Origin of the sequence: Enterobacter cloacae complex sp. 418I7, from assembly GCF_050030705.1 — a bacterium.
GTDB classification, from domain to species: Bacteria; Pseudomonadota; Gammaproteobacteria; order Enterobacterales; family Enterobacteriaceae; genus Enterobacter; species Enterobacter intestinihominis.
The window spans coordinates 382475-396141 of the sequence record NZ_JBLGUU010000001.1; the positions used below are offsets into that span (position 1 = coordinate 382475).

The 13667-nt window shown below is 52.5% G+C and carries 6 protein-coding genes, 1 tRNA gene and 2 rRNA genes; 6 read left to right on the plus strand and 3 right to left on the minus strand.

What is annotated here, in order from left to right; translation table 11 throughout:
• Window positions 1–12: 12 nt before the first annotated feature.
• Window positions 13–348, minus strand: coding sequence for a zinc ribbon domain-containing protein YjdM (locus ACQG0S_RS01855; RefSeq protein ID WP_022646789.1), 336 nt, complete (start codon window positions 346–348; stop codon window positions 13–15).
• Window positions 349–939: 591 nt separating this feature from the next.
• Here ACQG0S_RS01855 and crfC point away from each other — a divergent pair.
• Entirely contained in the window at window positions 940–3294 is a 2355-nt protein-coding gene (crfC, locus tag ACQG0S_RS01860; protein ID WP_169440900.1) for a clamp-binding protein CrfC, read from the plus strand.
• Window positions 3291–4169 (plus strand): diguanylate cyclase regulator RdcB family protein, encoded by an 879-nt coding sequence (locus ACQG0S_RS01865; RefSeq protein WP_048965912.1) that lies wholly within the window; start codon window positions 3291–3293, stop codon window positions 4167–4169. Before crfC ends, ACQG0S_RS01865 begins: the two co-directional genes overlap by 4 nt.
• A 33-nt stretch (window positions 4170–4202) precedes the next feature.
• Here ACQG0S_RS01865 and kdgT read toward each other — a convergent pair whose 3' ends face one another.
• Complete coding sequence (gene kdgT, locus ACQG0S_RS01870; RefSeq protein WP_022646792.1) at window positions 4203–5195, minus strand: 2-keto-3-deoxygluconate transporter; 993 nt, start codon at window positions 5193–5195, stop codon at window positions 4203–4205.
• A 646-nt stretch (window positions 5196–5841) separates the two neighbouring features.
• Between kdgT and proP the strand changes: the two genes are divergently transcribed.
• Window positions 5842–7344, plus strand: a complete 1503-nt coding sequence (gene proP, locus ACQG0S_RS01875) for a glycine betaine/L-proline transporter ProP (RefSeq protein WP_022646793.1) — start codon at window positions 5842–5844, stop codon at window positions 7342–7344.
• Between the two features lie 32 nt (window positions 7345–7376).
• Here the strand turns inward: proP and ACQG0S_RS01880 are convergent, their stop codons facing one another.
• Window positions 7377–8327, minus strand: coding sequence for a nickel/cobalt transporter (locus tag ACQG0S_RS01880; protein ID WP_023305283.1), 951 nt, complete (start codon window positions 8325–8327; stop codon window positions 7377–7379).
• 485 nt (window positions 8328–8812) lie between these two features.
• Between ACQG0S_RS01880 and ACQG0S_RS01885 the strand changes: the two genes are divergently transcribed.
• The 3 genes from ACQG0S_RS01885 (at window position 8813) to ACQG0S_RS01895 (ending at window position 13604) form a co-directional block, all read left to right on the plus strand.
• A 16S ribosomal RNA gene (locus ACQG0S_RS01885) occupies window positions 8813–10354 on the plus strand.
• 84 nt (window positions 10355–10438) lie between these two features.
• A tRNA-Glu gene (locus tag ACQG0S_RS01890) sits at window positions 10439–10514 on the plus strand.
• 184 nt (window positions 10515–10698) lie between these two features.
• A 23S ribosomal RNA gene (locus tag ACQG0S_RS01895) occupies window positions 10699–13604 on the plus strand.
• Together the 16S and 23S rRNA genes with 1 tRNA gene alongside form the textbook arrangement of a ribosomal RNA operon.
• Window positions 13605–13667 lie beyond the last annotated feature (63 nt).

Here is a 13667-nt window from a genome sequence, read left to right on the forward strand (position 1 = left end):
CGGGCGGGTCAATCAGTTCTTTTTCACGAACTCAGATTTCAGTTTCATCGGACCGAAGCCGTCAATTTTGCAATCGATATTATGATCGCCTTCAACAAGACGGATGTTTTTCACTTTGGTACCAATCTTCAGCATGGAAGAACTGCCTTTTACCTTCAGATCTTTCACAACGGTAACGCTGTCGCCGTCTGACAGCAGGTTGCCGTTCGCGTCTTTCACAATCAGCGTATCGCTGTCCTGCGCAGGCTCCGCATCGTTCCATTCATGGGCGCATTCCGGGCAAACGAACATGCCATTGTCTTCATAGGTGTATTCAGAATTGCATTTCGGGCAGTGTGGAAGTTGCATGTTGGTATCCTCAAAAGTGTTAACACGCTGGAAAACGCCAGCTAAATGACGGCAGTGTGCCGAAAAAGGCAGCGAGTATAACGCAAATCCCCACTTTTGTCGGTGATATTGTTTTAGAAAAATAGCGCAAAAATGCGTAAAAGATGACACGAACTGTCAGTGAATTAAGGGAAGCTTATGCCCTGCACAGCAGTGATCGTTATGATGATAAATATATCGAATATTTTATTACAGCAAATTGCTACGCTGTGCCATTTCGGATAAGGTGAAGGAACAAGCCGTTATTTATCTATCCTTTCTGATGCTATACATCTTTTGGTGTCAGGGAATACCTCTCTTTTTTGGTGGGTAAATAACGATGATATCTCCTGATGTTTCCTGAAAATGCGTTTTGTCTATTTACTTTTGGTCTTCTGACCAGAGGGATGTTTTACACGTATTAGAAGGGTGAGATTTAAATTCTCATTATCTTCAGTTACTTGTATTAAATGAACATGTTTTCCATACGTGATCATATAAGCCTGAACAGTATAATTAAAAAAACGTGGCTTAATAAAAGTAATAAATTTGCGTTAAGGGAAGGCTTTTATCATGCACACACAGACCATATTTGAATTAAGCCAGGAAGCCGAACGTTTGTTACAGCTGGCTCTGAACAATCTTGATTCATTAAAATCAATGCCGATTGCAAAGCTGGATAGCACAGCCGCTGCCATGAGCGGCGTTAATAACAACGTTTTGCCATTACATTTTAGCGCGCGGGGTGTCGACGCTCAGCAGGCGTTGCTGAATAACGAATTACGCAAAATAACCCGCCTCGAAATGGTGCTGGCGATTGTGGGTACCATGAAAGCGGGAAAATCGACCACCATTAATGCGATTGTGGGCACGGAAGTGCTGCCGAACCGCAATCGTCCGATGACGGCGCTGCCCACGCTGATCCGCCATACGCCGGGCCAGAAGGAGCCGGTGCTGCATTTTTTGCACGTTGCGCCCATTGATACCCTGATTTCCCAGTTGCAGACGAAATTGTGCGATAAAGATCGCGGCAAGCTGGCGCGGCGTCTGGAAATCGACAAGGACATGAATACGCTGCTGGAGCGCATCGAAAGAGGTGAGGCGTTCGGAAAACATCACCTGGGCGCGGAGCCCATCTTTCATTGTCTGAAAAGCCTGAACGATCTGGTGCGGCTTTCTCAGGCGCTGGGCGTGGAGTTTCCTTTTTCTGAGTACGCCGCGATTGAACATATTCCGGTGATTGAGGTGGAATTTGTGCACCTCGCCGGTCTGGATGCGCACCTGGGGCAACTGACGCTGCTCGACACGCCGGGGCCGAACGAGGCCGGTCAGCCGCACCTGCAAAAAATGCTCAGCGAGCAGCTGGCGCGCGCCTCCGCCGTGCTGGCGGTGATGGACTATACCCAGCTTAAATCCATTTCCGACGCCGAGGTTCGTCAGGCAATTTCGGCGGCGGGGAAATCCGTGCCGCTTTACGCCCTGGTCAACAAATTCGATCAGAAAGATCGTAACAGCGACGATGAAGAGCAGATACGGGCGATGATTTCCGGCACGCTGATGAAAGGGAATATTTCTCCGGGACAAATTTATCCGGTCTCTTCCATGTGGGCCTACCTGGCAAACCGCGCCCGCTATGAGATGAACACCCATGGGCGGCTTCCCGATCATCAGGATCAGCGTTGGGTGCAGGATTTTGCCGAGGCCGCGCTGGGCCGCCGCTGGCGTACGGCCGATCTCGACGATAGTGACCATATTCGCCATGCGGCGGATCTGCTGTGGGAGGATTCGCTGTTCGAACAGCCCATCCGCAAGCTGATTTACGCGGCTTACGCCAACGCCTCGCTGTTCGCCCTGCGGTCGGCATCGCATAAGCTGCTGAACTATGCGCAAAATGCCAGAGAATACCTGGATTTTCGCCATCAGGGACTGACGGTCGCCTTTGATGAGCTGGAGCGGAATATTAAGCGCCTGGAAGAGGACATGGCGATGCTGCGTCAGCGGCAGAGCGTAGTGAGCGATGAGGTCCAGCATGAAGTTGAAGAGGCGCTCAACGCAGCGGATGCATTTCTGCTTAGTCAGAAAGGTGAACTTCACCAGGCGCTGGACGACATGTTTAGCCGCCCGTTAATTCTTGATTTAGCCGGGCGCGAGCCATCCAGCATGCGTACAGACGACACGGATGAGAACCAGCAGCTGGTGCTTGACGATGAAGGGCAGGCACAGATTGTCCTGAGCAAGATCCGATCGTCATGCGAGCAGATTTTGCTGAATGCGCAGAGCAGAATTAGCCGGGAGCTGGCGTTACGCTTCGATCAGCTGGAGTCTACGCTCGCCCGATCGTTGAATGAGGCGATGCGCCCCATCGAGATGCAAATTAAGGAACAGCTCAGTCATGCCGGCTTTCGGGCGCGGATTAGCTTTCCGGCGTTTCAGGCAAACCAGCTTAACTTCAATACGCGCGGCTTATTTAATGATGCCATTGTGCAGGACACCCCTCCCGCCAGTCAGCCTGCAGGGGCGGGCAGCGTACGTAATACCGTCTCGCGCTGGCTCAATCATCCCGGCTGGGGCTGGGAAGCGTATGTGGAGACGCGCACCCGATATGTCATCGATATCGCTCAGCTTCATGGCAAATTTACGCAGCATACCGATCAGTTTTGCGATCAAATACGTAAAGCTTTGGCCGCGCAGGTCGATGTCTCTGTTACGGCAGGTATGGCAACGTTTTTTGCAGAGTTTTCGTTGTGCCTGACCGGGTTACAGGAAAGCTTGCGTGATAGCCTTGCCGTGCGGCAGCAGAATGAGCATTCAACCCGGGCGCTTAGCCAGTTGTTGAAGCAAAGTATGACCACAGCGGCGTGGATTCAGGAAGATACCCGACTGTTACGCGATGATATTCAAACCTTATTCGCGGCAGAGCAACCATGACAACACAGCTACTGGACGGTCCCGGGCGGACGCTGGAGTGTATTCATCCAAAATTTATGGTCGATTTGGTCCAGGGGGCGGATGCTGCTCGTCACACCCTCCTGGGGCCACAGCAACTGCAATTTCGTGAGCGTTTGACGCAGGAGATCGTTACGCAGACCCGGTTGCGGCCATGGGCAATGGCGGGAATGCTCAACGAAAATGCAGCACTGCGGCTGGGTCTGGCGGAGAAACTGGCCGGTATGCTCGACCCCGGACACCTGGCGCTGACCCGCATGTCCGACAGGCTGGTAGCCCTGCGCCAGCAGGTTAATCCACGCCTCCCTCAACCTTCCGGATTGTTGCAACAGTACGAGGCGCTCTCCGCACATTTCAACCAGCGTGCCGCCTATAAAGAGAAAGCGCTCGCGCAGCGCGGCCTTACGGTTCAGGCGGGTGAGCACAGCGAGCAAATTTTTACCCGCTGGCGAGCCGGGCAGTATGACGGCTGGTCGCTGGCTGGCCGCTGCTTTATCGTGCTGGAAGAGTTGCGCTGGGGCGCGTTTGGCGATGCCTGTCGTCTGGCGAATAGTGATGTGGCGGCCATGCTGAAAGATAACCTGCGCAGCATGGCCGCAAACTATCTGGCACAGGGGATTAATGCTTCTCCCACCACCCGGCATTTTTACCATCAGTGGCTGACGACGCCCGCTTCTCCTGGTCTGATGGATTATAAAGATATGCTTGGCTGGCTGGGGGACTGGTGTCAGGCGGATAAACATCCGGTGAGCTGGTCAGTGACGCAGAGCTGGCAAACGGTCGCGCTGGGTATGCCGAGACTCTGTTCGGCAAAACGGCTGGTGGATGGCATGGTGGAAGAGATATTTAGTGCGTGATTGCCCCCTCTTTTTAAGGAGGGGGCGAACGGCTTAGTGGTGCATTTCTACCGCTTTCGGCTCTGCCTGGGTCTCCGGAACCTGTCCAAAACGTCTGGCGTACAGCGCCGTGATGATCGGGACCAGAATCGCCGTCACAATCACGCTGGCGGCAACCAGGGCCGTGGCGGAAGCCGCCACCGGTTCAAAGGCCGGGTTAATCTGGGCGATAATCACCGGGTTAGCTACCGCAGCGCCTGCGGCCGACGAGGCGGCCACACCTGCGGTTCCGTTACCGCCCCCAATGACGCGGTCTGCAATAATTAGCGGGATACCCGTGATGACGATGACGGCAACACCCAGCACAATACCCAGCAGGCCGGTTTCCAGAATCACGTTCAGATTGATGGTATTGCCCAACGCGAAGCCGAAGAACGGGATCAGTACCGGGGTGGCTTTGCTGAAGAAATCGCGCAGATCGTGATCGAGGTTGCCTAGCGCAAAACCAATCAGGAACGGCAGGATCGCCCCGACAAAATGGTGGGGTTCAAAGGAGGCAAGGCCGGCGGAACCCAGAATCAGCATGGTCATTAGCGGACCCGACTCCAGGGACATCAGCACGAACGCGCCTGATTCTTCTTTGGTGCCATATTGATTCATCAGGCTGGCATAGAGACCGCCGTTGGTCATATCCATTGCTGAAACAATGGCCAGAACGGATAATCCGGCGAAGAATCCGGTCTGTATGCCATTCTCCGGAATGAACATCGCGCAGATCATGGCAACGACCCAGGCGACCGCAATTTTAGTAATGACCAGCGTCCCTGATTTACGTAATACCGTACCAGTTGCACGTAAATTAATAGATGCGCCGATGCAAAAGAACCAGACTGCCAGAATCGGCACCGTTCCGGTGATCATACCTTTTGTAAAACCGCCAAAATAAGCACCGGTATTCGGGGCCAGCGTATTTAATATCGCGCCAAGTACCAGCGGGACCAGCATCATCCCGCCCGGGATGCGTTCTATTGTTGCTTTAATCTTCATCATTAACCCTCACATCTCGCCCGCGTGGCTGGCGGAAATCTCAAAAAATAGATCAACAAATTCAAATGATTGCCTTTTTTGAAGACCAATCGATTCGTTACTTATGCTGTAAAGCGAAATTCAGGTGCTTAGCATTCCTTCATTTGAAAGCCGCTGGGATATTGTGTTCGGGTTTATCATGCGATCTTTGGAATTGCGATTCAATGAAAATAAAACACTGTTTTAGTTATCTGCGTCACATATTGAATGTAAACAGGAATGCCCGCTGTTAATAATTAAATTTTGTGTAAATTCGATGTGAAGAAATGTGATTGTTTTTTGTTTTAAGAGGAATAATAACGGGTGTTAAGATGTGCTTGATAAAGGGGGTGAGAATGACCTTATTTATCGTGAATTGACAAAACCTGAAGCCAACTTACGAACCGGAAAAATATATGTGAAGTTGATCACATATATAAACGCTGGTAGGGTAAAAAGGTCTTTAACTGCCCAGACAGGCGTCAACAGGTTCGGTTGTATTGAGGTAAAACGTCAATGTAAGTAAACCTGCTACGCTTGAATAAGGAGATTCGCATGGAGCGGATCTCTGGTTCACAGCTTGCAAATGCGCTGTGAAACGGACGGGGCTGAGTCTACGAGGAAAGCTATGCTTAGAAGGAAAAAAGTAAAACCCATCACGCTGCGCGATGTCACCATTATTGATGATGCGAAACTGCGCAAAGCGATTACGGCGGCCTCGCTCGGTAATGCGATGGAGTGGTTCGATTTTGGTGTCTACGGCTTTGTTGCCTATGCGCTTGGTAAAGTGTTCTTCCCCGGTGCCGATCCCAGCTTGCAGATGATTGCCGCGCTGGGTACGTTCTCTGTTCCCTTCCTTATTCGCCCTCTCGGTGGCCTGTTCTTCGGCATGCTGGGTGATAAATATGGTCGCCAGAAGATCCTGGCTATTACTATTGTCATCATGTCGATAAGTACATTCTGTATCGGCCTTATTCCGTCCTATGCGACCATTGGTATATGGGCACCGATCCTGCTGTTGATCTGTAAGATGGCGCAGGGCTTCTCCGTTGGCGGCGAATATACCGGTGCATCGATTTTTGTCGCTGAGTATTCTCCGGATCGAAAACGCGGCTTTATGGGCAGCTGGCTCGACTTTGGTTCGATTGCCGGGTTTGTCATGGGCGCGGGAGTTGTGGTTCTGATTTCAACCGTAGTGGGTGAAGAGAACTTCCTCGACTGGGGCTGGCGTATTCCGTTCTTCCTGGCGCTGCCGCTTGGCATCATCGGTCTTTACCTGCGTCACGCCCTGGAAGAGACGCCTGCGTTCCAGCAGCACGTTGAAAAGCTGGAACAGGGCGACCGTGAAGGGTTGCAGGATGGCCCGAAAGTGTCGTTCAAGGAGATTGCGACCAAACACTGGCGCAGCCTGCTGACCTGTATCGGTCTGGTGATTTCCACCAACGTGACCTATTACATGCTGCTGACATACATGCCGAGCTATCTGTCGCATAACCTGCACTACTCGGAAGACCACGGTGTGCTGATTATTATCGCCATCATGGTAGGCATGCTGTTTGTGCAGCCGATTATGGGCCTGCTGAGCGATCGCTTTGGCCGTAAGCCATTCATTATTCTCGGTAGCGTCGCACTGTTCGCGCTGGCAATCCCGGCCTTTATTCTGATTAACAGCAATGTGCTGGGGCTGATTTTCGCCGGTCTGCTGATGCTGGCGGTGATCCTCAACTGCTTTATCGGGGTGATGGCTTCTACGCTACCGGCAATGTTCCCGACGCATATTCGCTACAGTGCGCTGGCGGCAGCCTTTAATATCTCCGTTCTGATTGCGGGCCTGACGCCGACGCTTGCTGCTTCACTGGTGGAGAGCACGCAGAACCTGATGATGCCTGCTTACTATTTGATGGTTATTGCGGTGATTGGCCTGATTACCGGTATTACTATGAAGGAGACGGCGAACCGTCCACTGAAAGGGGCAACGCCTGCGGCGTCCGATATTCAGGAAGCGAAGGAGATCCTGCGCGAGCACTACGATAACGTAGAGCAGAAGATTGAAGATATTGACGCAGAGATTGAAGAGCTTCAGAAAAAACGTTCTCGCCTGGTTGACCAGCATCCGCGAATTAACGAGTGATAAAAAACCCGCCGCTGGCGGGTTTTCTTTTATTAGCATCCTGCGGCGATATAGTCGCCGCTGACGCTGACGGGGATCACCGTCAGGAAGAGGATAGTTGCGAACAGTATCAGAACAACTCCTCCGGCTATTTTGACCATCGGCATTACCCAGTTCAGGGAAGTGCCGCCACTAAACCAGGCTACTGTGCGTTCACGCGCGTAACGTACTGCCAGCGACAGCCCCATAATCGACAGCGCCGTGCCCAGCGACATTGTCATCACAGCAGCAATTCCCCAGCTAATAATGCCGAGCGCATTCGAGAACATCAGGATCATAATTGCTCCGCTGCACGGGCGTGCGCCAATGGCCAGCACCACGCCCAGACGGGTTTTCCAGTCGCTTTTAGCCAGATCCACCCCTACGCCGTGATGGCCGCAGCCACAGTGTTCATTATGATGATGCGGCTTGATGGCGCTAATCGCCATTTTGCGCGGACGCAGGCTGCTGAGCGCCTGATAAATGATAAACGCACCGAAGGCGGCAATCAGTAAGGCGCTGATTTTCTCGACGTACCAACGGCTGGTACTGATATCCCCTGCCGCGAGGTTCAATCCAACCGCCAGGATAAAGACAAAGAGGATCGCGCTGACGCCCTGCATCAGGCTACCGATAAACGGTACGACGCGCGCCGCGAGCTGGCTCTCTTTATTGGTGCTGAGATACGTGGCGACGATAAATTTGCCGTGTCCTGGTCCAACGGCATGGAGTACACCATAAAGAAACGCACCGGTTAACAACCACAGCCCACCGCTGTACTGATGATTATTAAGTTGCAGCAAATACATCACCAGATAACGGTGCAGGGTGATCTGAGCGGCGAGGCACCACTGAATAAATGCATTCCAGTGCGTATGCAGTGCGAAACCTGCCATAAGTAACACCAGCACGGCGAGCCCGGCGGTTGGGATACGCCAGTCACGTTGAAGTCGTTGTGTCGTCATCAGGTTGGTCTGCGAGAGGAATATTTGCCGCTAGTATAGTGTTCAATTAGTGGGATCGCACCGGGATCGTCAATGGATTGTGGATAACTCTGTGCGTAAAAGGGTATAAGGCGGGGTTTTGCTGGGGAATACAGCAGTCAGTCATTTTTTTGCAACTTTTCTGTTGCGGTCGCTCGGGAACTCCCTATAATGCGCCTCCATCGACACGGCAGATGTGAATCACTTCACAGACAACCCGGTCGGTTGAAGAGAAAAAATCCTGAAATAACGGGTTGACTCTGAAAGAGGAAAGCGTAATATACGCCACCTCGCGACAGAGCGCTGAAGCGCGTCGCAACTGCTCTTTAACAATTTATCAGACAATCTGTGTGGGCACTCAAAGTGACATGGATTCTTAATGTCTTCGGACACTAAATGAATACCAAGTCTCAACGAGTGAACACGTAATTCATTACGAAGTTTAATTCATTGAGCATCAAACTTTTAAATTGAAGAGTTTGATCATGGCTCAGATTGAACGCTGGCGGCAGGCCTAACACATGCAAGTCGAACGGTAACAGGAAGCAGCTTGCTGCTTCGCTGACGAGTGGCGGACGGGTGAGTAATGTCTGGGAAACTGCCTGATGGAGGGGGATAACTACTGGAAACGGTAGCTAATACCGCATAACGTCGCAAGACCAAAGAGGGGGACCTTCGGGCCTCTTGCCATCGGATGTGCCCAGATGGGATTAGCTAGTAGGTGGGGTAACGGCTCACCTAGGCGACGATCCCTAGCTGGTCTGAGAGGATGACCAGCCACACTGGAACTGAGACACGGTCCAGACTCCTACGGGAGGCAGCAGTGGGGAATATTGCACAATGGGCGCAAGCCTGATGCAGCCATGCCGCGTGTATGAAGAAGGCCTTCGGGTTGTAAAGTACTTTCAGCGGGGAGGAAGGCGACAGGGTTAATAACCCTGTCGATTGACGTTACCCGCAGAAGAAGCACCGGCTAACTCCGTGCCAGCAGCCGCGGTAATACGGAGGGTGCAAGCGTTAATCGGAATTACTGGGCGTAAAGCGCACGCAGGCGGTCTGTCAAGTCGGATGTGAAATCCCCGGGCTCAACCTGGGAACTGCATTCGAAACTGGCAGGCTAGAGTCTTGTAGAGGGGGGTAGAATTCCAGGTGTAGCGGTGAAATGCGTAGAGATCTGGAGGAATACCGGTGGCGAAGGCGGCCCCCTGGACAAAGACTGACGCTCAGGTGCGAAAGCGTGGGGAGCAAACAGGATTAGATACCCTGGTAGTCCACGCCGTAAACGATGTCGACTTGGAGGTTGTGCCCTTGAGGCGTGGCTTCCGGAGCTAACGCGTTAAGTCGACCGCCTGGGGAGTACGGCCGCAAGGTTAAAACTCAAATGAATTGACGGGGGCCCGCACAAGCGGTGGAGCATGTGGTTTAATTCGATGCAACGCGAAGAACCTTACCTACTCTTGACATCCAGAGAACTTAGCAGAGATGCTTTGGTGCCTTCGGGAACTCTGAGACAGGTGCTGCATGGCTGTCGTCAGCTCGTGTTGTGAAATGTTGGGTTAAGTCCCGCAACGAGCGCAACCCTTATCCTTTGTTGCCAGCGGTTAGGCCGGGAACTCAAAGGAGACTGCCAGTGATAAACTGGAGGAAGGTGGGGATGACGTCAAGTCATCATGGCCCTTACGAGTAGGGCTACACACGTGCTACAATGGCGCATACAAAGAGAAGCGACCTCGCGAGAGCAAGCGGACCTCATAAAGTGCGTCGTAGTCCGGATTGGAGTCTGCAACTCGACTCCATGAAGTCGGAATCGCTAGTAATCGTGGATCAGAATGCCACGGTGAATACGTTCCCGGGCCTTGTACACACCGCCCGTCACACCATGGGAGTGGGTTGCAAAAGAAGTAGGTAGCTTAACCTTCGGGAGGGCGCTTACCACTTTGTGATTCATGACTGGGGTGAAGTCGTAACAAGGTAACCGTAGGGGAACCTGCGGTTGGATCACCTCCTTACCTTAAAGAACCTGCCTTTGTAGTGTCCACACAGATTGTCTGATGAAAAGTAAATAGCAAGGCGTCTTGCGATTGAGACTGTACGTCCCCTTCGTCTAGAGGCCCAGGACACCGCCCTTTCACGGCGGTAACAGGGGTTCGAATCCCCTAGGGGACGCCACTTGCTGGTTCGTGAGTGAAAGTCACCTGCCGTCATATCTCAAAACTGACTTGCGAGTCATGTTTGAGATATTTGCTCTTTAAAAATCTGGATCAAGCTGAAAATTGAAACGACACATCTTTAATGGTGTGTTCGAGTCTCTCAAATTTTCGCAATCATGAAGTGAAACATCTTCGGGTTGTGAGGTTAAGCGACTAAGCGTACACGGTGGATGCCCTGGCAGTCAGAGGCGATGAAGGACGTGCTAATCTGCGAAAAGCGCCGGCGAGGTGATATGAACCTTTGACCCGGCGATGTCCGAATGGGGAAACCCAGTGCAATCCGTTGCACTATCGTTAACTGAATACATAGGTTAACGAGGCGAACCGGGGGAACTGAAACATCTAAGTACCCCGAGGAAAAGAAATCAACCGAGATTCCCCCAGTAGCGGCGAGCGAACGGGGAGCAGCCCGGAGTCTGAATCAGCTTGTGTGTTAGTGGAACGGTCTGGAAAGTCCGACGGTACAGGGTGATAGTCCCGTACACGAAAGCACACTTGCTGTGAACTCGAAGAGTAGGGCGGGACACGTGGTATCCTGTCTGAATATGGGGGGACCATCCTCCAAGGCTAAATACTCCTGACTGACCGATAGTGAACCAGTACCGTGAGGGAAAGGCGAAAAGAACCCCGGCGAGGGGAGTGAAAAAGAACCTGAAACCGTGTACGTACAAGCAGTGGGAGCCTCTTTATGGGGTGACTGCGTACCTTTTGTATAATGGGTCAGCGACTTATATTCTGTAGCAAGGTTAACCGTATAGGGGAGCCGAAGGGAAACCGAGTCTTAACTGGGCGTTAAGTTGCAGGGTATAGACCCGAAACCCGGTGATCTAGCCATGGGCAGGTTGAAGGTTGGGTAACACTAACTGGAGGACCGAACCGACTAATGTTGAAAAATTAGCGGATGACCTGTGGCTGGGGGTGAAAGGCCAATCAAACCGGGAGATAGCTGGTTCTCCCCGAAAGCTATTTAGGTAGCGCCTCGTGAACTCATCTTCGGGGGTAGAGCACTGTTTCGGCTAGGGGGCCATCCCGGCTTACCAACCCGATGCAAACTACGAATACCGAAGAATGTTATCACGGGAGACACACGGCGGGTGCTAACGTCCGTCGTGAAGAGGGAAACAACCCAGACCGCCAGCTAAGGTCCCAAAGTCATGGTTAAGTGGGAAACGATGTGGGAAGGCACAGACAGCCAGGATGTTGGCTTAGAAGCAGCCATCATTTAAAGAAAGCGTAATAGCTCACTGGTCGAGTCGGCCTGCGCGGAAGATGTAACGGGGCTAAACCATGCACCGAAGCTGCGGCAGCGACGCTTATGCGTTGTTGGGTAGGGGAGCGTTCTGTAAGCCGTTGAAGGTGTCCTGTGAGGGGTGCTGGAGGTATCAGAAGTGCGAATGCTGACATAAGTAACGATAAAGCGGGTGAAAAGCCCGCTCGCCGGAAGACCAAGGGTTCCTGTCCAACGTTAATCGGGGCAGGGTGAGTCGACCCCTAAGGCGAGGCCGAAAGGCGTAGTCGATGGGAAACAGGTTAATATTCCTGTACTTGGTGTTACTGCGAAGGGGGGACGGAGAAGGCTATGTCAGCCGGGCGACGGTTGTCCCGGTTTAAGCATGTAGGCGGAGGTTCCAGGTAAATCCGGTACCTTGTTAACGCTGAGGTGTGATGACGAGGCACTACGGTGCTGAAGTGATAAATGCCCTGCTTCCAGGAAAAGCCTCTAAGCATCAGGTAACACGAAATCGTACCCCAAACCGACACAGGTGGTCAGGTAGAGAATACCAAGGCGCTTGAGAGAACTCGGGTGAAGGAACTAGGCAAAATGGTGCCGTAACTTCGGGAGAAGGCACGCTGATATGTAGGTGAGGTCCCTGCGGACGGAGCTGAAATCAGTCGAAGATACCAGCTGGCTGCAACTGTTTATTAAAAACACAGCACTGTGCAAACACGAAAGTGGACGTATACGGTGTGACGCCTGCCCGGTGCCGGAAGGTTAATTGATGGGGTTAGCGGCAACGCGAAGCTCTTGATCGAAGCCCCGGTAAACGGCGGCCGTAACTATAACGGTCCTAAGGTAGCGAAATTCCTTGTCGGGTAAGTTCCGACCTGCACGAATGGCGTAATGATGGCCAGGCTGTCTCCACCCGAGACTCAGTGAAATTGAACTCGCTGTGAAGATGCAGTGTACCCGCGGCAAGACGGAAAGACCCCGTGAACCTTTACTATAGCTTGACACTGAACACTGGTCCTTGATGTGTAGGATAGGTGGGAGGCTTTGAAGCGTGGACGCCAGTCTGCGTGGAGCCAACCTTGAAATACCACCCTTTAATGGCTGGTGTTCTAACGTAGACCCGTAATCCGGGTTGCGGACAGTGTCTGGTGGGTAGTTTGACTGGGGCGGTCTCCTCCCAAAGAGTAACGGAGGAGCACGAAGGTTGGCTAATCCTGGTCGGACATCAGGAGGTTAGTGCAATGGCATAAGCCAGCTTGACTGCGAGCGTGACGGCGCGAGCAGGTGCGAAAGCAGGTCATAGTGATCCGGTGGTTCTGAATGGAAGGGCCATCGCTCAACGGATAAAAGGTACTCCGGGGATAACAGGCTGATACCGCCCAAGAGTTCATATCGACGGCGGTGTTTGGCACCTCGATGTCGGCTCATCACATCCTGGGGCTGAAGTAGGTCCCAAGGGTATGGCTGTTCGCCATTTAAAGTGGTACGCGAGCTGGGTTTAGAACGTCGTGAGACAGTTCGGTCCCTATCTGCCGTGGGCGCTGGAGAATTGAGGGGGGCTGCTCCTAGTACGAGAGGACCGGAGTGGACGCATCACTGGTGTTCGGGTTGTCATGCCAATGGCACTGCCCGGTAGCTAAATGCGGAAGAGATAAGTGCTGAAAGCATCTAAGCACGAAACTTGCCCCGAGATGAGTTCTCCCTGAGACCTTGAGTCTCCTGAAGGAACGTTGAAGACTACGACGTTGATAGGTCGGGTGTGTAAGCGCAGCGATGCGTTGAGCTAACCGATACTAATGAACCGTGAGGCTTAACCTTACAACGCCGAAGCTGTTTCGGCGAACGAGAGACAGACACGATTTTCAGCCTGATACAGATTAA